Genomic DNA, 18,831 nt, shown 5'->3' with positions numbered 1-18,831 from the left:
GCATGGCCTACGAGGCTTTTCTTTCGCAGGACGAAGTTGACGCGCTGCTGGCCGGAGTCACCGGCGAAAGCGACGAGAAGCAGCCGGCCGGCGACGAGGCCGGCGCCCCGCGCGCCTACGACCTCAGCTCGCCCGAACGCGTGGTGCGCCGGCGCATGCAGACGCTGGAGCTCATCAACGAGCGTTTCGCGCGCCACATGCGCAACGTGCTGCTGAACTTCATGCGCCGCAACGCCGACATCACCGTCGGCGCCATCAAGATCCTGAAGTACGCCGATTTCGAGCGCAACCTGCCGGTGCCCAGCAATCTGAACATGATTCAGATGAAGCCGCTGCGCGGCACCGCCCTGTTCACCTACGACCCGAACCTGGTGTTCCTGGTGATCGACAGCCTGTTCGGCGGCGACGGCCGCTATCACACCCGCGTGGAAGGCCGCGACTTCACCACGACCGAGCAGCGCATCATCCGCCGCCTGCTCAACCTGACGCTGGAGAGCTACGGCAAATCCTGGGACCCGGTCTACCCGATCGAGTTCGAGTACGTGCGCTCGGAAATGCACACCAAGTTCGCCAGCATCACCGGCAATAACGAAGTGGTGGTGGTGTCGCCCTTTCACATCGAATTCGGCGCGACCGGCGGCGACCTGAATATCTGCCTGCCCTACTCGATGATCGAACCGGTGCGCGACCTGCTGACGCGCCCGCTGCAGGACACCGCGCTCGAGGAAGTCGACCAGCGCTGGGCGCAGCAGCTGCAGCGCCAGGTGCGCAGCGCCGACATCGACCTGGTGGCGGAATTCGGCCACATCCCTTCGAGCATCGGCGAGCTGATGCGCATGAAGACCGGCGATGTGCTGCCGATCGCCGTGCCCGAGACCGTTACCGCCCACGTCGACGGCGTACCGCTCATGGAGTGCGGCTATGGCGTTTTCAACGGCCGATACGCGCTGCGCGTGCAAAACCTGATCAATTACGACGATACCGATTCCAACGAGGCCCCCGACCATGACTGATACGAACGAGCGGCCCGACCAGACCGGCGCCGGCGCGCCCGCCCCGGCGGCGGACGACTGGGCCGATGCGCTCGCCGAACAGAACCGCGCCGCCGCGCCCACCCAGGCCGACGGCCTCAAGCCGCAGGACGACTGGGCCGACGCCCTGGCCGAGCAGAACGCCGCGCCCGCCGCCGCGCCGGCCGTCCAGCCGGCCGCGCAGTCCGTCTTCAAGCCGCTGGCCACCAAGGAGACCGGCCAGGGCACCGACATCGACCTGATCATGGACGTGCCGGTGCAGATGACGGTGGAGCTGGGCCGCACACGCCTGACCATCAAGAACCTGCTGCAACTGGGCCAGGGCTCGGTCGTGGAACTGGACGGCCTGGCCGGCGAACCGATGGACATCTTCGTCAACGGCTACCTGATCGCCCAGGGCGAAGTGGTCGTGGTGGACGACAAGTACGGAATCCGCCTGACGGACATCATCACGCCGTCCGAGCGCATCAACCGCTTGAACAGCCGCCGCTGAAAGCCGCCTTATGACCGAATCCGCCGTCCTGCGCGTTGTCATCGGCCTGGCGCTGGTGATCGCGGCCATCCTGGTTTCGGCCTGGCTGGCGCGGCGCTCGGGCCTGATCCAGCGCCACGGCGGCGCCTTGCTGCGCCAGGTCGGCGGCATGAGCCTGGGCCCGCGCCAACGCGTGGTGGTGCTCGAAATCGAAGGCACCTGGCTGGTGCTGGGCGTCACGCCCAACCAGTTGACCACCCTGCACACCCTGCCGGCCGGCCAGCTGCCCGATCCTTCGCCGGCCGCGGCCGGCACCTTTGCCGCCAAACTGGGCCAGGCGCTGCAGCGCGGCCATCGAGTAGACAGGCCCTAGGCTTGCCCGTCATGAGCATCAGCTTCCGTTTTTCCGATACGCGCCCGCGCGCGCCCTGGTGGCCCGCCATGGCCGCCGTCGCCGTGGCCGCCGCCGCGCTGTGGCCCAGCGGCGCGCTGGCGCAGGCCACCCTGCCGGCCCTGACCGCCACGCCCGGGCCCAATGGCTCGGAGACCTACTCGCTCAGCATGCAGACCCTGCTGCTGATGACCTCGCTGTCGTTCCTGCCCGCGGCGCTGCTGATGATGACCGGCTTCACGCGCATCATCATCGTGCTGGGGCTGCTGCGCAGCGCCATGGGCACCGCGATGTCGCCGCCCAACCACGTGCTGATCGGGCTGGCGCTGTTCCTGACTTTCTACACCATGTCGCCGGTGTTCGACAAAATCTACACCGACGCCTACCAGCCGCTGGCCGCGGGCAGCATTCCGTTCGAAACCGCGGTCGAGCGCGCCGGCTCGCCCCTGCACAACTTCATGCTGCACCAGACCCGCGAGAACGACCTCACCCTGTTCGCCAACCTGGCCAACCTGCCGGCCATGGAAGATCCGTCCCAGGTGCCGATGCGCATCCTGATCCCGGCTTTCATCACCAGCGAACTGAAGACGGCGTTCCAGATCGGCTTTACCATCTTCATTCCCTTTCTCATCATCGACCTGGTGGTCGCCAGCGTCCTGATGGCGCTGGGCATGATGATGGTGCCGCCGGTCACCGTGGCGCTGCCGTTCAAGCTGATGCTGTTCGTGCTGGCCGACGGCTGGCACCTGCTGCTCGGCTCGCTGGCCCAGAGCTTCTACCAATAGCGCGAGGGAGGCCGCCATGACCGCCGAAACCGTGATGTCGATGACCTACCAGGCGCTCAAGGTCGCCCTGGCGCTGGCCGGACCGCTGCTGCTGGTCACGCTCATCGTCGGCCTGGTCATCAGCATCTTCCAGGCCGCCACGCAGATCAACGAGATGACGCTGTCGTTCATCCCCAAGCTGCTGGCCATGTGCGGCACCCTGGTGCTGCTGGGCCCTTGGCTGCTGGGCCTGCTGACCGACTACATCCGCCAGCTGATCGGCCAGATTCCGATGCTGGTGTCCTGAACGCGCCTGGCCGCGCCGCGCCATGATTGCGTTCACCATGGAACAGCTCAACGGCTGGCTGGCCCAGTTCCTGTGGCCGTTCGTGCGCATCCTGGCCCTGGTCGGCGCCGCGCCGCTGTTTTCCGAGTCCACCATTCCCACGCGCGTGAAGATCGGCCTGGCCTTCATGCTCACGATCGCCGTGGCGCCGGCGATCGGCCCCATGCCTGCCGTCCCGCCCAGTTCCTACGCCGGGCTGTTCCTGCTGGGCCAGCAGGTACTCATCGGCATCGCGCTGGGACTGTCCATGCGGGTGGTGTTCGCCGCGGTGCAGACCGCGGGCGAATTCGTCGGCCTGCAGATGGGCCTGTCGTTCGCGTCGTTCTTCGACCCCGCCACCGGCGCCAACACCGCGGTGCTCTCGCGGTTGTTCAATATCGTCGCGATGCTGGTCTTCCTGGCGCTGGACGGCCACCTGCTGGTGCTCGGCGCGCTGGTGCGCAGCTTCGACACGCTGCCGGTCGCGGTCGGCGTGCTGGACCGCAACGGCTGGGGGATCCTGGCCGAATGGGGCACGACCATCTTCGTCTCCGGCCTGCTGCTGGCGCTGCCGCTGATCTGCGCCCTGCTGACCATCAACCTGGCCATGGGCATCCTCAACCGCGCCGCGCCGCAGCTGTCGGTGTTCGCCATCGGCTTTCCCGTCAGCCTCATCGTCGGCCTGGTGCTGCTGGCCATCGTGCTGCCGCATTCCGGCCCCTTCCTCGAGCGCCTGTTCGAACAGGGCCTGAACACCATGAACAACGTCGCCAACGGCCTGGCGGGCAAGTAACCCCCTCGGGTGCCTGTCCCCGCAGGGGGACTGGCACCCGCTGACTCCTTGCGGTGCCTGTCCCCGCAGGGGGACTGGCACCCGCCGACTCCTTGCGGTGCCTGTCCCCGCAGGGACTGGCACCCAGCGGCGTCCGGCGGCACCGCCCTCACCCCTGTTCGCGCGCCATCCGGAACACGCGTATCGTTTCGCGCAGCGCGGCCGACTGCTGGCCGAGTTGCGCCACGGTGTTGCCCAGTTGCTGCACCAGGCCGGAGTTCTGCACGGTCATGCCATCCATCTGCGAGACGGCCTCGTCGACCTGTTCGATGCCGCTGGCCTGCTGCTGCGAGGCCACCGAGATTTCGCCGATGATGTCGGTGACGCCGCGCACCGCGTCGACGATCTCCTGCATGGTGGCGCCGGCCTGCTCGGCCTGCAGGGAACCTTCGGTGACGCGGCTGACCGAGTCCTCGATCAGGTCCTTGATCTCGCGCGCGGCCTGGGCGCTCTTCTGGGCCAGGCTGCGCACTTCGCCGGCGACCACGGCGAAGCCCTTGCCGGACTCGCCGGCGCGCGCCGCTTCCACCGCCGCGTTCAGCGCCAGGATGTTGGTCTGGAAGGCGATGCCCTCGATGATATTGACGATGTCGGCGATCTTGCGCGAGCTGTCCGAGATGCCGTGCATGGTATCGACCACCCGTCCGACGGCGTCGCCGCCGCGGCGCGCCACGTCCATGCTGCGCGCGGCCAGGTCATTGGCCTGGCGGGCGTTGTCGGCGTTCTGGCGCACGGTGGAGGTCAGCTCTTCCATGCTGGCCGCCGTGTTCTGCAGCGAGGCGCTCTGGTCGTCGGTGCGGGCCGACAGCTCCTGGTTGCCGCGCGCGATGCCCAGGGCAGCCTGGGTGGTGCCCTCGATGCCGCCGTACACGTCGCGCGCGATGCCGACCAGGCTCTTGCGCATCACGTCCAGCGAGAACGCCAGCTTGCCGACCTCGTCGTTGGCGTCGCTGCCGATCTGCGTCGTGAGGTTGCCGGCGGCCACCTGGCGCGCCATGTCCGCCGCGCCTTCCATGGTGCGCAGCACCGCGCCGCGCAGCCGCCACTGCATCGCGAGCACGCCCAGCGCCGCCAGCGCCACGGCCGCGCTCGCGGCGCCGGCCTGCGCGCCGCTCCATTGCGGCCACCAGGGCGCCAGCGCGGCGGCGCCCGCGCCGGCCACGGCCAGCGCCGCCAGCAGCGACTGGCGCAGCATGCGCGCGCTCAGACCGCCGCGCAACGGAAACGCGGCGGCGGCCAGCACCCGCCGCCAGCCGGTGGGCACCACCTGGCCGCGCCACAGGCGCCGGCCACGCAGCGTGCCGGCGCGCAACTGCGCATAGGCGGCTTCGGCGGCCTCGATCTGCTCGTCGCTGGCCTTGACGCGCACCGACGAATAGGCGACCACCTCGCCATCCTCATAGATAGGCGTGGCATTGGCCAGCACCCAATAGAAACCGCCGTCCTTGCGGCGGTTCTTCACCACTCCCAGCCAGGACTGCCCAGCCTGCAGGGTGCGCCACAGGTCCTCGTACGCCTGGGGCGGCATGTCGGGATGCCGTACCAGGTTGTGCGCCTTGCCGATCAATTCGTCGCGCTCGAAGCCGCTGACCTCGACGAAGGCGGGGTTCGCATAGACGATCCGCCCCTTGGTGTCGGTGCGCGAGATCAGGTATTGGTCCTCGCGCAGCTTGGTCTCTACGTCATATATCGGGAGGTTAACGCGCACTGCCAGTCTCCTGTGGAACTGCTGAACTACACATCTCGGACATGCGGGCCGCCCGCGCGGCCGCTGCCTGTAAAAAGACGATCCGGCGCGGCGCTGGCCGCGGCGGATCGCCGCTTTCCCGCCCTGGCGGACGGATGGCCCGGACCGCGGCCAGCCGGCCGCGGCGTCGGGGTGCCGGTCAGGACTGCGCGACCAGGGGCGCCGCGTAGCCGGACAATTGGTGCGCCGGCACTTCGATCACTTCGCCGGTATTGATCTTGAACACCGCGACCGCCTCGGCCAGGCGCTGCGCCTGCTCCTGCAGCGAACCGGCCGCCGCGGCCGCCTCTTCCACCAGCGCCGCGTTCTGCTGCGTCACCTCGTCCATCTGCGACACCGCGCGGTTGACCTGCTCGATCCCGCTGGACTGCTCTTCCGAGGCCGCCGAAATCTCGCCCATGATGTCCGTCACCCGCTTGACCGAGGCCACGATCTCCTGCATCGTCGCACCGGCGCGCTCGACCTGCTGCGAACCCGTGCCCACCTTGTCGACCGAGTCCTCGATCAGCACCTTGATCTCCTTGGCCGCCTGGGCGCTGCGCTGCGCCAGCGAGCGCACTTCGCCCGCCACCACCGCGAAACCCTTGCCCTGCTCGCCCGCGCGCGCCGCTTCCACCGCCGCGTTCAGCGCCAGGATGTTGGTCTGGAACGCGATCCCGTCGATCACCGACACGATCTCGGAGATCTTGCGCGAACTGGCCGAAATCCCGTCCATCGTGCTGACGACTTCGGACACCGCCGAACCGCCGCGCTCGGCCACGTCCGAGGCGCTGGCCGCCAGCTGATTGGCCTGGCGCGCGTTGTCGGCGTTCTGCTTGACGGTCGAGGCCAACTCCTCCATCGAGGCCGCGGTCTCTTCCAGCGAGGCCGCCTGCTCTTCGGTGCGGCTGGACAGGTCCGTGTTGCCGGCCGAGATCTCGCGCGAACCCACGTTGATCTCGTCCACGCCACGGCGCACCGTCGCCACGGTGCGCGTCAGGCTCTCCTGCATGCGCTTCAACGCGGCGAACAGCTGGCCGATCTCGTTGCTGTTGCGTACCTCCACCCGCGCGGTCAGGTCGCCGGCGGCGATCCTGTCGAAGTGCTGGCCGGCCTCCTTGAGCGGACGCACCACCAGGCGGCCGAACACCGTGCGCGCCACCAGCATCAGGACCAAGGCCAGCACCACGGCCGCCGTCACCGCCATCAGGGCGCGGTCGAAGTTGGTGCGCGCCGCTTCCATGGTGGCTTGCTGCTGTTCGTTGATGTACTTGCTGAAGTCGCCGATGGCGGCAATGAAGGCGGCGCTGCGCGGCGTGCCGTATTCATTGTTGACCATGTAGAAGGTCGAGTAGTCCTCGCTGCGCAGGGCTTCGACCATGGTGTCCACGCCATCGTCGATATACGAGCGGTAGCGCCGCACCAGGTTCATCGACAGCTGGCGGCCGGTATCGTCTTCCAGCATGTTCTTCTGGAAATCGGCAAAGCGGGTGCGAACACCCGCCAGCAGATCGGTGGCGTCCTTCAGCGAAGCGGCGGCGGCCTGGGCGGCGTTTGCGCCACTGCCCCAGCCCGATTCCTGCAGCTGGCGCGCCGACACCATCAGCGAAACGCGCGCACGCAGCATATCGCTATTGATGATTTCCACCTGGGCGACCCGATCGGTCAGGGCGTTGATCTCCCCCACCGACTGGTAATTCTGTTGCAGGAAATACGCGGCCATCGCGCCGACGCCGGCAATCATGAGCGCGAACACGCCCAGCACCCACATCAGCAGCGAACCGACATGGGCGTCACGCAGGCGGAGGCTGCGCTTTTGCTTGGGCGCTCGCGCGCGCTTGTTGGCCTTGACCTTCTTGGCACCAGTTTCGAAACCAGCTTCCATGTTTCCCCCCGTCCTTCAGGAATTTCAAAAAAATGACGCTTTCCCTGGCGCGCGGGGCGTCCCAGGGAAAGCGGCCACGCCGGCGGCAATCCGGCGTCGGTAGCGTCCGCGACTATTGCGCTGGAGCCGCCGGCACCGGTATGGCAACCGGCGCCGCCTGGGGAGCCACTTGCGGCACCGCCGGTTCGGCGGGCCACGGCGGCTCGGGGCCCAGCAACTTGCGGCGTTCCCAAGGCTCCAGCAGGATGTTGGTACTGTCGACCAGACGCATCAGCCGTCCGTCGGGGCCGAACTGCAGCAAGGCTTCCTTGCGGCTGTAGAACCCGTCGGTGACGAACGTGATCTTGAACTGCCACAGGGCCAGCACACCGCCGTCCCGTTGGCCATAGATCGTGTCCGGCGGCGCGCCCAGTTCGCGCGCCGCCTCTTCCAGCGTTGTCTGCCCCGGCGTCAGCCGCGACAGGCGGCCGGGATCGAAGTTGTGTCCGGTGGCCGCGCAGCCTGCCAGCCACAGCACCGCCAGCATGGCGCCCAATCCCGCTATCCATCTCGGCATGGCGTGCTCCCTGTGGCCCGCGGCGTTCAAAAGGATTCCCAATCGTCGTCGGCCGGCGGACGGCGGCGCGACGGCGCGGCCGTCGTCCGGGCCGCCGGCTCGGTCGCGGCCGGCCGGCGGGCGGGCCGGCGCGCGCTGGCCGCCTCGGTCGCCACGTCCGCGCGCGCGGCCGGGCGCGCCAGCCGCGGCGCCGATGCCGGCGCCGGTTCGGGCGGCGCCTCGGGCGCCACGGCGCTGGCCGGTGCGGCCCCCACGCGCGGCGCCTGGCGCTGCTGCGCCAGCTGGCGCGCCGAAACGTCGATCACCTCGCCGGCGTTGATCCTGAACACCGCGACCGCCTCGGCCAGGCGCTGCGCCTGCTCCTGCAACGAACCGGCCGCCGCGGCCGCCTCTTCCACCAGCGCCGCGTTCTGCTGCGTCACCTCGTCCATCTGCGACACCGCGCGGTTGACCTGCTCGATCCCGCTGGACTGCTCGTCCGAGGCCGCCGAGATCTCGCCCATGATGTCCGTCACCCGCTTGACCGAGGCCACGATCTCCTGCATCGTCGCCCCGGCGCGCTCGACCTGCTGCGAGCCCGTGCCCACCTTGCCGACCGAGTCCTCGATCAGCACCTTGATCTCCTTGGCCGCCTGGGCGCTGCGCTGCGCCAGCGAGCGCACCTCGCCCGCCACCACCGCGAAACCCTTGCCCTGCTCGCCCGCGCGCGCCGCTTCCACCGCCGCGTTCAGCGCCAGGATGTTGGTCTGGAACGCGATCCCGTCGATCACCGACACAATCTCGGAAATCTTGCGCGAGCTGGCCGAGATGTCCTGCATCGTCGCCACCACCTCCGACACCGCCGAACCGCCGCGCTCGGCCACGTCCGAGGCGCTGGCCGCCAGCTGATTGGCCTGGCGCGCGTTGTCGGCATTCTGCTTGACCGTCGAGGCCAGCTGCTCCATCGAGGCCGCGGTCTCTTCCAGCGAGGCCGCCTGCTCCTCGGTGCGGCTGGACAGGTCCGTGTTGCCGGCCGAGATCTCGCGCGAACCCACGTTGATCTCGTCCACCCCGCGACGCACCGTCGCCACGGTGCGCGTCAGGCTCTCCTGCATATGGCGCAGCGCCGTCAGCAAGGCCCCGATCTCATTGCGGGAGTTGCCTTCGATGCGCGCGCTCAAGTCGCCGGCGGCCATGCGCTCGAATTGCTGGCTGGCGCGCTGCAGCGGACGCACCACCGCGCGCGTCATGTACAGATAGCTGCCCGCGATCACGCCCACGATCAACAGCAGCAAGGCCGCGTACACATAAAGCATGATGGTTTCGCGCGTCTCGTGCGCGGCCAGCGTCTCGCTGCTCAGCTTGTCCAGGTTGGCCGAGAATTCGCCCAGCCGGGCGGCGAAGGCGGCGCTGGCCTGCCCTGCCTTCACATTCTTCAGCTGCAGGTAGGCCGCGTCGTCGTTGCGCTCCAGCGCCGCCATCATTTCGTCCAGGGAGGCGGCGAAGCTGCCGAAGCTGCTGGTCAGGCCGGTTTCCATGGAACGGCCCAGCTCGGACAGCTTGGGAACTTTGCGAAACGCTTCGATCCTGGCCTTGGCTTCGCCCATCAATTGCTTGACGGTGCGCTCGTTCTCCAGCGCGCCGGCGGCATCGCCGCCGCGCCGCTGCACCGCCGCGATGTCCGCGCGAATCGTGGCCCGCAGCATCTGCGCATAGGCGTCCTTGAGCAGGCTGCCCTGCTGCACGCTCACGCTATCGAGCGCATGCAGGGAGCGCGAGCCCTCCCGGACGCTTTCCCACCCCAACGCGATGGAAACCAATGCCGCCAATGCCAGCGCCACTAGCGCCAACAACAGCCCGGTACGCACTTTCAGATTCGCGAACATTGCCTGTATCGTCTCTTACGTAGGTCATCATGCGAAGCGCCGCCTGGCGCTCCGGCTCTGTGCTGCCACTGCAAAAACCGCCAAACAGAACTACCCGGCCGCCATTTCGCCCCACGGGGCTCAGAACGACTCCCAATCATCATCGGCCGGCGGACGGCGGCGCGACGGCGCGGCCATCGTCCGGGCCGCCGGCTCGGTCGCGGCCGGCCGGCGGGCGGGCCGGCGCGCGCTGGCCGCCTCGGCCGCCACGTCCGCGCGCGCGGCCGGGCGCGCCAGCCGCGGCGCCGACGCCGGCGCCGGTTCGGGCGGCGCCTCGGGCGCCGCAGCGCTGGCCGGCGCGGCCCCCATGCGCGGCGCCTGGCGCTGCTGCGCCAGCTGGCGCGCCGAGACGTCGATCACCTCGCCGGCGTTGATCCTGAACACCGCGACCGCCTCGGCCAGGCGCTGCGCCTGCTCCTGCAGCGAACCGGCCGCCGCGGCCGCCTCTTCCACCAGCGCCGCGTTCTGCTGCGTCACCTCGTCCATCTGCGACACCGCGCGGTTGACCTGCTCGATCCCGCTGGACTGCTCTTCCGAGGCCGCCGAAATCTCGCCCATGATGTCCGTCACCCGCTTGACCGAGGCCACGATCTCCTGCATCGTCGCACCGGCGCGCTCGACCTGTTGCGAGCCCGTGCCCACCTTGCCGACCGAGTCCTCGATCAGCACCTTGATCTCCTTGGCCGCCTGGGCGCTGCGCTGCGCCAGCGAGCGCACTTCGCCCGCCACCACCGCGAAACCCTTGCCCTGCTCGCCCGCGCGCGCCGCTTCCACCGCCGCGTTCAGCGCCAGGATGTTGGTCTGGAACGCGATCCCGTCGATCACCGACACAATCTCGGAAATCTTGCGCGAGCTGGCCGAGATGTCCTGCATCGTCGTCACCACCTCGGACACCGCCGAACCGCCACGCTCGGCCACGTCCGAGGCGACTCCCGCCAGCTGGTTGGCCTGGCGCGCGTTGTCGGCATTCTGCTTGACCGTCGAGGCCAGCTGCTCCATCGAGGCCGCGGTCTCCTCCAGCGAAGCCGCCTGCTCCTCGGTGCGGCTGGACAGGTCCGTGTTGCCGGCCGAGATCTCGCGCGAACCCACGTTGATCTCGTCCACCCCGCGGCGCACCGCCGCGACGGTACGCGTCAGGCTCTCCTGCATGCGCTTCAGCGCGGCGAACAGCTGGCCGATCTCATTGGTGCTGCGCACATCCACCCGCGCGGTCAGGTCGCCCGCGGCGATCCTGTCGAAGTGCTGGCCGGCTTCCTTGAGCGGGCGCAGCACGGCGCGGCCGATGAACACCCCGCAGCCGGCGCACAGCGCCAGCGCCAGGACAATCAACACCAGGGTTACCGTATTGGCGCGCAGGTGTTCGGCGCGCGCATCGTCCACCAGCGCGTCGGTGTCCGTGTCGATCTGGTCCAGGTACGCCGACGCCGCCGTATCGAAAGCAGTGTTCAGGCGCTGCGCGGACGGGTTGAGCTGCACGAACTCGCCCAGCTTCTGGTTCTGCATGGCCTCCATCTGGCGCGCCGCCACCTCCAGGTAGGCATGGAATGCCGTCTCCACCGCGCCGACCCGGTCGGCGCCCGACGAAGCCTTGGCCACCGCCAGGAAGGCCTCGAAGCGCTCGCGCGCTTCGCCGGCCTGGCGCTGCGCGTGCGCCAGCGTATCGGCCGACTCCTTCAACCGCCCTTCCTGCAGGTCCATCATCGACGAGACCATGTTCAGCCGCGCCCGCAGCAGCATGACGTAGGCCTCGTAGGCCGGCACGGCCTGGTTCGAATACGCGTTATTGACGCGCTCCAGCTTGTCGTTGCTCGAGCTCATGCCCAGCCAGGCCATTGCGTTGGACACCAGCATTGCCACCAAAAACAGGCCCAGCACCAGGGTGATGCAGGTGCGTACCTTCAAATTCGACCACATGTTTATCCGCTTTCCATCGAACACGCGCTCCTCGAGGGGAGCGCGCGCCATTTCCCGACTACGAGACCTGCCGTGGATCTATCGACCCATCGAGAACAGGCTGTTTCCCTGTATGCGCTGCAGGGCCAGCGAGGCCGCCTGTAATGCAACCTGCCGCAACAGCAAGTCGCTGGTCGCCTGGTAGATGTTCACGTCCTCCAGGTCCGACAGCTGCTTGACGTACGACAAGCCCTTCTGCGCGCCGGTATTGCCCAGCGCTTCCAGTTCATTGAGGCGCGCGCCCACCGAAGCCTGCACCGTCAGCACGTTGTCCAGCGACAGGTTCAGCTTCTTGTTGGCCGTGGCCAGCGTGTTGGCCAGCGCCGCGGCGGCCTGCGGATCGCCGCTGATGGGCGTATCGAGCGCGCCGATCAGGTCGTTGAGCGTGTCGAACACGTCCACGTTGGCCGACTTCGGCGTGGTCACGGCGTATGTGTCGCCGGCGGCCGGCTGGCCGTCCACCTTGACCTTCAGGCCGCCGATGTCGATGACATCGCCCGGCTTGACCGGCACGTTGGCAGGCAGGCTGGGGTCCGGCGGCGTGCTGGTCACGCTGTAGAGCAGGCCGCCGGCGCCGTCGTCCAGGAACGCCACGCTCAGGTTCTTGCCGGTCAGCCCGTCCGGCAGGGACACCGGCGTCAGCGTGGCCGATCCGGTGTTGGCCGCGTCGCCCTGCACGCCCATCTTCCAGGACTTGGGCGTCTCCACGGTGAACACGTCGCCCGCCTCGGGCTGGCCGCTCAACTTGATCGACACGCCGTTCATGTCGATCACGGAGCCCTCCGAGTAAGGCATATTGGCCGGCAGCGGCTGTTCGGGCGGCACCACCGGCGGGTCGCTGAGCACCGAGTACTGCAGCTCGTCGGTCACCGCATCGCGCGTGAACTCGATACGGAAATCGCGGCCCACGTAGTTGCCGGCGCGCGGACCGTCGAACGACACCGCGCTGTATTGTCCGGTGCCGGCATTGCCCGCGCCGGCATCGGCGATATAGGCCAGCGTGCCGCTGGTGACGCTGTTGAAAATGTCGCTGCCGACGTCGCCGCCGCTCATCAGGCGGCTCTGGTCGACCTGGATGCCGCGCTGGCCCAGGTCGCCGTTATAGGTCACCTTGCCGGTCGCGGCGTCGAAGCTGTAGGGCTGGGTAAAGCCCTTGTAGCCGGAGAACAGGTACTGTCCGTTGCCATCCGTGGCGTTGGCCAGCCCCACCAGTTCCTCGCGCGCGCCCTTGAGCGCGATGACCAGCGCCTGGCGGTCGGCATCGCTCATGGTGCCGTTGCCGGCCTCGACCACCCGCTTGAGCATTTCCTGCATGTTCTTGACGACCGACTGCAGCGTATTGGTCTGGGCGCCCAGCGCCTGCTCGGCCTGCTTGCGGTTGGCGTCGTAGTTGCTGTTCATGCTGGACGTCTGCGAGACGTTGACCGCCAGCGCGGCGGCCAGCGGATCGTCGGCCGGCGTCAACACCCGGCGGCCGCTGGAGAGCTGCTCCTGCAGGCGCGCCATGGCGGCTTCCTGGTTCAGCACGCCGTTCAGGCCATTCTGGTAAATCAGTGCGGTGCTCAAACGCATCGTCGAACTCCAATCTCTTGTTTAGCGTCGCGCTCAGCGCAGGCCCAGCAAGGTGTCGAACACCGTGCTGGCCACATCCAGGATCTTGGCGCTGGCCTGGTACTGCTCCTGGAAGATCGTCAGGTTGACGTACTCTTCGTTCAGGTTCACGCCCGACACCGACAGGTGGGCGGTGGCCTGCTGCTTGACCAGGTTGGCCTGCGCCGTGTTGGCCGTGCTGACCTGCTGCGTCTGCACGCCCACGTTATTGACGAGCTGCGAGAACATCTCGTTCAGGCTCATGCTGCCGTTGCCCAGCACCTTGGCGGTCTGCAGCTCGGCCAGCTTCAGGCCGTTGTTGCCGTTGGTCGTGCCGAGCGCCGAATCGGCCAGCGCCAGCTTGCTGGGATCGCTGATCAATTGCTTGAGGTCGCGCGCCGCGTCGCGGGCCGGCTGCAGCGTCCAGGCGTCGCCGGCGGCCGGCGTGCCGCTGCCGGTCAGGGTCAGGCCGTCGAACGACAGCGTGGGCGGCGTGCCGCTGGGCGTCACGTCGAAGCTGCTGCCATCGGACAGGCGCGTCACCGTGTAGTTGGCGCCGTCGTACTGGATGCGATAGGCGCTGGCGCGGATGGCGTCGGCGTCGGTATAGGCCGACTGCCACTCGCCCGTGCTGGTATTGCCGGAATTGCGGATCGCCGCCGGCGCCTGCAGGCCGAACATGTCGCCGCCCGGCTGGCCGTCCAGGTCATAGCCCTCGCGGTGTTGCGCGTTGAACGCCATGGCTAGCCCGATGGCCAGCTGGCCCAGCTGGTCCTGCACCGCGTCCAGCGACTGGCTGCGGAAACTCAGCAGGCCGCCCAGCTGGCCGCCGGTGACCTCGCTGTCGTTCATTTCCACCTGGATGGTGGTGCCCGGCCCGGACGGCAGCGTATAGGCCACCGCCAGGCGCTTGGGATCGCTGGCCGAGGGCACCGCCTGCAGCGGATAGACGGTCGTGCCCGACAACAGGGTCTGGCCGCTTTGCAGCGTGATGTTGAACGTATCGCCCTGCTCGTAGAAGCGGATGCCGGTCAGCTGGTTCAGTTCCGAGACGGCCTGGTCGCGCTGGTCCAGCAGGTCGTTGGGCGCGTGCCCGTCCTTGCCGCGCGCGATCACGATCTGCTTGTTCAGGTCGTTGATGCGCTCCAGGTAGCTGTTGACCTGCTCGACCGTGGTCGAGATCTGCGTATTGAGGCCGTTGCGCTGGTTTTCCAGCTCCTGATAGGCGGTATTGATCTGGGTGACCAGGCTGTTGGCCTTGCCGATCATGTCGGCGCGCACGGCCGGATCGGCCGGCTTGGTGGCCGCCGCGTTGGTGCTGGTGAACAGGCCCGCGAGCGCCGGCGTGATGCCGACGGTGCGATCGCCGAACAGATTGTTCACCTGCGACACTTGCGCGAGGTGGGTGCTCAGCTGGGCGCTGCTGCCTTGCGCGCCGACCAGCTGGCGGTACAGGAAGCTGTCGTACTGGCGCGTCACGGTATCCACCTGCACACCGCGGCCGAAAAAGCCCTGCCCGGTCTCGCCGGCGCCGGCGGTCGAGGTGATGACACGCTGGCGGCTGTAGCCGACCGTCGTGGCATTGTTGATGTTGTGGCTGGTCGTCTCCAGGCCGGCTTGCGAAGCGTTCAGGCCGGTCAGCGCCAAGTTGTACAGATTCATGCTAGCAATGCCCCGTAATTCACCGCACGCGGTTCAGATGCCTGGTTAACGGCAGCCCGCCGCCAATATTTAGAGGCCGCCGGAAAAATCGGCGCGCGCCACGCTGGTGCGCAACTGGCCCATGATGCTGATCAGCTTTTCGGCATAGCGCGGATCGGTGGCGTAGCCGGCCTCCTGGATGCGCCGCGCCGCCTCGATCTCGTTGCCGGCCTGGGTAACCGCCTCGTAGCGCGGGCTGTTGCCGATCAGGCGGGCGTAGTCGCTGAACGACTCTTCGTAGGACGAATAGGCCCTGAACGGCTGCACCAACTTCTGCGCGACGCCGTCGACGTACTCGGTCGTCATCACATTGACGACCTTGCCCTTCCAGCTGGCGCCCGCCTTGATGCCGAACAGGTTGTAACTGGTGCTGCCGTCCTCGTGGCGCAGCTCGCGCCGGCCCCAGCCCGATTCCAGCGCCGCCTGGCCCAGGATCAGGCGCGCCGGCACGCCGCTTTGCTGCGCCGCGACATTGGCCGCGCGCGACATGCGCGACACGAAGTCGACCACGTGCGAGGGCGCGCCCTCGGCCGCCGCCATGGCGCGGTCGCGCGCCCGGTTGCTGCGCAACACATCCAGCAGCGCGTTGACCTCGCGCCTGGGCGCAGGGTCCGGTTGTACATAGTTGCCGCGAAGGTCGCGCACCAGCGGCGCGGGCGCGGCGGTGCCGGCCAGTGCGCGGGCCGCCGCGGCGTCGCCGCCGGCTGCCGCGGCGGCCGGGACCGGCGGCTGGCCCTGCTGCATCTGCCCCAGCAGCGCCTGCGCCAGGCCGATGCCCGGCGAAGCCAGCTGCAGGGCCAGCTGCTCGTCGGCCATGCCCTGCAGCATCTCGGTCTGCTGCGAATCGAACAGGCCCTCCTTGGGCGTCGCCTCGCGCATGCGCTTGAGCATCATCTGCAGGAACAGCGCCTCGAACTGCCGGGCCACTTCCGTTTGCTGGCGCTGGCCGTCCGGCGCCTTGACCGCGTCGCGCTTGAGGTCGGCCAGGCGGCCCAGGTCGAAGACCGATTCCTGGACGCCCGGGCGGGGGGTATAGCTGACGAATGACATGGCTGGGTCGACGGGCCTTAGATGATTTCCAGGTCGGCGCGCAGGGCGCCGGCGGTTTTCATGGCCTGCAGGATGGCCAGCAGGTCCTGCGGCGTGGCGCCCAGCGCGTTGAGCGCCTTGACCACGTCGGCCAGGTTGGCGCTGGTGGTCACGCGCTGCAGCGCGCCGCCGTCCTGGCGCACCTCGATCTGCGTGTTGGGCACGACCACGGTCTGGCCCTCGGTAAACGGCGTGTCGGGCTGGAACACCTGGTTCTGGCGATTGATGATCACCGACAGGTTGCCGTGCGCCACCGCGGCCTCCTCGATCATGACCGTGCGGTTCATCACCACCGAGCCGGTACGCGCGTTGATGATGACCTTGGCCGTGGCCGGCGCGCGCGCGACCTGCAGGTTCTCCACCTGCGACATGAACGCCGGCATCATGGACGGGTCCAGCGGGCCGCGCACCTGGATCACGCGGCCGTCCAGCGCCATGGCGGTGCCGGCGCCGAACTGGCGGTTGATGGCCGCGGCGGCGTTCTGGGTGGTGCCGAAATCGGTGTTGTTCATCTCCAGGTACACCGTGCCGTCCTGCGCGTACATGGTGGGCACGGCGCGCTCGACGATGGCGCCATTGCTGATGCGCCCGCCGTTGAGCTGGTTGATCTGCACGCTGGAGCCGCCGGCCGAGGCCCCGGCCCCGCCCACCAGGAGATTGCCCTGGGCGATGGCATAGACCTGATTGTCGGCGCCCTTGAGCGGCGTCATCAGCAGCGTGCCGCCGCGCAGGCTCTTGGCGTTGCCCATCGACGAAACCACCACGTCCACGGTCTGGCCGGGCCGCGCGAACGACGGCAGGGTCGCGGTCACCATGACGGCGGCCACGTTCTTCAACTGCATGTTGCTGCCCTGCGGCACCGTGATGCCCAGCTGCGACAGCATGTTGGTCAGGCTTTGCTGCGTGAACGGCGTCTGCCGCACCTGGTCGCCGCTGCCGTCCAGCCCCACGACCAGGCCGTACCCGATCAGCTGGTTGCCGCGCACGCCCTGGATCGAGGCCAGGTCCTTGAGGCGCTCGGCATGCGCGGCGCCCGCGCCCAGCAGCGCCAGGGCCAGGACGGCGCGCGCCAGCGGAATCAGCAAAACGGATAGCGAGGTCGGAAATATCATGATCAGAACGGCGAAGCGATCAGGAAAAAGCGTTGCAGCCAGCCCATGGTCTGGACTTCGTCCATGACGCCCTTGCTGCGGTATTCGATGCGCGCGTCGGCCACCCGGGTCGACGACACCGTATTGCTGCCGGTGATCGATCGCGGGTCGACCACGCCCGAGAAGCGCACGTACTCGCTGCCGCGGTTGATGGCGATCTGCTTCTCGCCGGCGATCTGCAGATTGCCGTTGGGCAGCACCCCGATCACGGTGGTCGTGATGGTGCCGGTGAAGGTGTTGTTGGCGCTGCTCTTGCCGGTGCCGTTGGCGGTATTGCCGCCCGAGATATCGGTATCCAGCTTGTCGTTGATGATGCCGTCCATGAAGCGCGGCGCGGCCGCCACGCCCAGCGTGGCCGAGCCGTCGCGGCTGGTGTTGGTGGCCACGCCCTTGGCGGCGTTGGTCTTTTCCTCCAGCACGATGGTGACGATGTCGCCCACGTTGCGCGGCCGGCGGTCCTCGAACAGCGGATAGTTGCCGTAGGCCGAAGGCTGGTAGATCGAGCCGTTGGGCCGCGCCGAGGGTTGCGGCGGCGGCGGAGGCGGCGCGGTCAGCGGACCGGTCACCACCGGTTCGGGCGGAATCATCGCGCAGCCCGCGGCCAGCGCCAGCAGCGCGGCGCAGACCGGCAGGCGCAATACGGTCTTCAGCATCACAGTTGGGTCAGGCGGGCCAGCATTTCGTCGGAGGTCTTGACCGCCTTGCTGTTCATTTCGTAGGCGCGCTGGGTGGTGATCATGTTGACCAGCTCTTCGGCCACGTTGACGTTGGAGGTTTCCACGTACTGCTGCAGGATCTGGCCTGCGCCATCGATGCCCGGCTGCAGCAGGTTGGCCGGTCCCGACGAGTCGGTTTCCAGGTACAGGTTCTCGCCCACGCTCTGCAGGCCGGTGGGGTTGATGAAGGTGGCGACCTGCAGCTGGCCGATCTGCACGTTGGTGCCGGCCGCGCCGGGCTGGGTGACCGACACCGTGCCGTCCTTGCCGATGGTCAGCGACAGCGCGTTGTCGGGCACGTTGATGGGCGGCTGGATCACATAGCCGCCGGCAGTGGTCAGCTGGCCGTTCTGGTCGACCTGCAGCGAGCCGTCGCGGGTGTAGGCCTGCGTGCCGTCGGGCAGCTCTACCTGCAGGAAGCCGCGCCCCTGGATCGCGATGTCCATCTCGCCGCCGGTGTTGTTCATGTTGCCCTGCGAGAACACCCGCTGGGTGGCGGCGACCTGCACGCCCGTGCCCAGCTGCAGCCCGGAGGGCAGCTGGTTGGCGTCGCCGACCTGCGCGCCGGGCTGGCGCAGCGTCTGGTACATCAGGTCCTGGAACACCGCGCGGCCCCGCTTGAAGCCATTGGTCTGGACGTTGGCCAGGTTGTTGGAAATGACGTCCATCGACGTCTGCTGGCCTTCCAGGCCCGTCTTGGCAACCCACAACGAACGCATCATGATGAAAACTCCTGGCGCGGCGC

General features: G+C 68.3%; 17 protein-coding genes. 6 read left to right on the top strand and 11 right to left on the bottom strand.

Going from position 1 to position 18,831, the window contains the following annotated elements:
• Positions 1-2: 2 nt before the first annotated feature.
• Genes fliM through fliR form a run of 6 tightly spaced genes read left to right on the top strand, consistent with a single transcriptional unit; the run spans position 3 to position 3,776 of the window.
• Positions 3-1,013 (top strand): flagellar motor switch protein FliM, encoded by a 1,011-nt coding sequence (fliM, locus tag EL288_RS10985; protein WP_003811852.1) that lies wholly within the window; start codon positions 3-5, stop codon positions 1,011-1,013.
• Complete coding sequence (gene fliN / locus EL288_RS10980) at positions 1,006-1,524, top strand: flagellar motor switch protein FliN (protein ID WP_003811853.1); 519 nt, start codon at positions 1,006-1,008, stop codon at positions 1,522-1,524. Before fliM ends, fliN begins: the two co-directional genes overlap by 8 nt.
• Positions 1,525-1,534: 10 nt before the next feature.
• Entirely contained in the window at positions 1,535-1,876 is a 342-nt protein-coding gene (gene fliO, locus EL288_RS10975) for a flagellar biosynthetic protein FliO (RefSeq protein ID WP_003811855.1), read from the top strand.
• Between the two features lie 11 nt (positions 1,877-1,887).
• Positions 1,888-2,679 (top strand): flagellar type III secretion system pore protein FliP, encoded by a 792-nt coding sequence (gene fliP / locus EL288_RS10970; protein WP_003811856.1) that lies wholly within the window; start codon positions 1,888-1,890, stop codon positions 2,677-2,679.
• Between the two features lie 16 nt (positions 2,680-2,695).
• Positions 2,696-2,965: a flagellar biosynthesis protein FliQ gene (gene fliQ, locus EL288_RS10965; RefSeq protein ID WP_003811859.1), complete on the top strand. Its 270-nt coding sequence runs from the start codon at positions 2,696-2,698 to the stop codon at positions 2,963-2,965.
• Positions 2,966-2,987: 22 nt separating this feature from the next.
• Positions 2,988-3,776: a flagellar biosynthetic protein FliR gene (fliR, locus tag EL288_RS10960; protein ID WP_003811861.1), complete on the top strand. Its 789-nt coding sequence runs from the start codon at positions 2,988-2,990 to the stop codon at positions 3,774-3,776.
• Between the two features lie 148 nt (positions 3,777-3,924).
• Here the strand turns inward: fliR and EL288_RS10955 are convergent, their stop codons facing one another.
• From EL288_RS10955 to flgG, 11 genes are all read right to left on the bottom strand, one after another.
• Positions 3,925-5,523: a methyl-accepting chemotaxis protein gene (locus EL288_RS10955; protein WP_003811863.1), complete on the bottom strand. Its 1,599-nt coding sequence runs from the start codon at positions 5,521-5,523 to the stop codon at positions 3,925-3,927.
• Positions 5,524-5,701: 178 nt separating this feature from the next.
• Positions 5,702-7,426, bottom strand: coding sequence for a methyl-accepting chemotaxis protein (locus EL288_RS10950; protein ID WP_033452234.1), 1,725 nt, complete (start codon positions 7,424-7,426; stop codon positions 5,702-5,704).
• A gap of 112 nt (positions 7,427-7,538) precedes the next feature.
• Positions 7,539-7,982 (bottom strand): hypothetical protein, encoded by a 444-nt coding sequence (locus EL288_RS10945; protein WP_003811868.1) that lies wholly within the window; start codon positions 7,980-7,982, stop codon positions 7,539-7,541.
• 26 nt (positions 7,983-8,008) lie between these two features.
• Positions 8,009-9,847 (bottom strand): methyl-accepting chemotaxis protein, encoded by a 1,839-nt coding sequence (locus EL288_RS10940; protein WP_003811870.1) that lies wholly within the window; start codon positions 9,845-9,847, stop codon positions 8,009-8,011.
• A gap of 120 nt (positions 9,848-9,967) precedes the next feature.
• Positions 9,968-11,800 (bottom strand): methyl-accepting chemotaxis protein, encoded by a 1,833-nt coding sequence (locus tag EL288_RS10935; protein ID WP_126621925.1) that lies wholly within the window; start codon positions 11,798-11,800, stop codon positions 9,968-9,970.
• 78 nt (positions 11,801-11,878) lie between these two features.
• Positions 11,879-13,411 (bottom strand): flagellar hook-associated protein FlgL, encoded by a 1,533-nt coding sequence (gene flgL, locus EL288_RS10930; RefSeq protein ID WP_010926562.1) that lies wholly within the window; start codon positions 13,409-13,411, stop codon positions 11,879-11,881.
• A 33-nt stretch (positions 13,412-13,444) separates the two neighbouring features.
• Positions 13,445-15,091 carry a flagellar hook-associated protein FlgK gene (gene flgK, locus EL288_RS10925; protein ID WP_003811875.1) on the bottom strand — a complete coding sequence of 549 codons (1,647 nt, stop codon included), beginning with the start codon at positions 15,089-15,091 and terminating at the stop codon, positions 13,445-13,447.
• Positions 15,092-15,160: 69 nt separating this feature from the next.
• Positions 15,161-16,180 (bottom strand): flagellar assembly peptidoglycan hydrolase FlgJ, encoded by a 1,020-nt coding sequence (gene flgJ / locus EL288_RS10920; protein WP_003811877.1) that lies wholly within the window; start codon positions 16,178-16,180, stop codon positions 15,161-15,163.
• 17 nt (positions 16,181-16,197) lie between these two features.
• On the bottom strand, positions 16,198-17,331 hold the full coding sequence (locus EL288_RS10915; protein ID WP_003811879.1) for a flagellar basal body P-ring protein FlgI: 1,134 nt from the start codon (positions 17,329-17,331) through the stop codon (positions 16,198-16,200).
• A 2-nt stretch (positions 17,332-17,333) separates the two neighbouring features.
• Entirely contained in the window at positions 17,334-18,023 is a 690-nt protein-coding gene (locus EL288_RS10910) for a flagellar basal body L-ring protein FlgH (protein WP_033447174.1), read from the bottom strand.
• On the bottom strand, positions 18,023-18,808 hold the full coding sequence (gene flgG, locus EL288_RS10905; RefSeq protein WP_003811883.1) for a flagellar basal-body rod protein FlgG: 786 nt from the start codon (positions 18,806-18,808) through the stop codon (positions 18,023-18,025). The genes EL288_RS10910 and flgG overlap by 1 nt, the downstream gene beginning before the upstream one ends.
• Positions 18,809-18,831: the final 23 nt, after the last annotated feature.

This window comes from Bordetella bronchiseptica (genome assembly GCF_900636925.1).
Taxonomy (GTDB): Bacteria; Pseudomonadota; Gammaproteobacteria; order Burkholderiales; family Burkholderiaceae_B; genus Bordetella; species Bordetella pertussis.
This window is presented reverse-complemented; position numbering and strand designations above follow the sequence as displayed.

What these genes read in the sequence shown, in the direction of transcription:
- fliM (WP_003811852.1), top strand. Translation starts at nt 3, where the DNA reads ATGGCCTACGAGGCTTTTCTTTCGCAGGACGAAGTTGACGCGCTGCTG.
- fliN (WP_003811853.1), top strand. Translation starts at nt 1,006, where the DNA reads ATGACTGATACGAACGAGCGGCCCGACCAGACCGGCGCCGGCGCGCCC.
- fliO (WP_003811855.1), top strand. Translation starts at nt 1,535, where the DNA reads ATGACCGAATCCGCCGTCCTGCGCGTTGTCATCGGCCTGGCGCTGGTG.
- fliP (WP_003811856.1), top strand. Translation starts at nt 1,888, where the DNA reads ATGAGCATCAGCTTCCGTTTTTCCGATACGCGCCCGCGCGCGCCCTGG.
- fliQ (WP_003811859.1), top strand. Translation starts at nt 2,696, where the DNA reads ATGACCGCCGAAACCGTGATGTCGATGACCTACCAGGCGCTCAAGGTC.
- fliR (WP_003811861.1), top strand. Translation starts at nt 2,988, where the DNA reads ATGATTGCGTTCACCATGGAACAGCTCAACGGCTGGCTGGCCCAGTTC.
- EL288_RS10950 (WP_033452234.1), bottom strand. Translation starts at nt 7,426, where the DNA reads ATGGAAGCTGGTTTCGAAACTGGTGCCAAGAAGGTCAAGGCCAACAAG.
- EL288_RS10945 (WP_003811868.1), bottom strand. Translation starts at nt 7,982, where the DNA reads ATGCCGAGATGGATAGCGGGATTGGGCGCCATGCTGGCGGTGCTGTGG.
- EL288_RS10940 (WP_003811870.1), bottom strand. Translation starts at nt 9,847, where the DNA reads ATGTTCGCGAATCTGAAAGTGCGTACCGGGCTGTTGTTGGCGCTAGTG.
- EL288_RS10935 (WP_126621925.1), bottom strand. Translation starts at nt 11,800, where the DNA reads ATGTGGTCGAATTTGAAGGTACGCACCTGCATCACCCTGGTGCTGGGC.
- flgL (WP_010926562.1), bottom strand. Translation starts at nt 13,411, where the DNA reads ATGCGTTTGAGCACCGCACTGATTTACCAGAATGGCCTGAACGGCGTG.
- flgK (WP_003811875.1), bottom strand. Translation starts at nt 15,091, where the DNA reads ATGAATCTGTACAACTTGGCGCTGACCGGCCTGAACGCTTCGCAAGCC.
- flgJ (WP_003811877.1), bottom strand. Translation starts at nt 16,180, where the DNA reads ATGTCATTCGTCAGCTATACCCCCCGCCCGGGCGTCCAGGAATCGGTC.
- EL288_RS10915 (WP_003811879.1), bottom strand. Translation starts at nt 17,331, where the DNA reads ATGATATTTCCGACCTCGCTATCCGTTTTGCTGATTCCGCTGGCGCGC.
- EL288_RS10910 (WP_033447174.1), bottom strand. Translation starts at nt 18,023, where the DNA reads ATGCTGAAGACCGTATTGCGCCTGCCGGTCTGCGCCGCGCTGCTGGCG.
- flgG (WP_003811883.1), bottom strand. Translation starts at nt 18,808, where the DNA reads ATGATGCGTTCGTTGTGGGTTGCCAAGACGGGCCTGGAAGGCCAGCAG.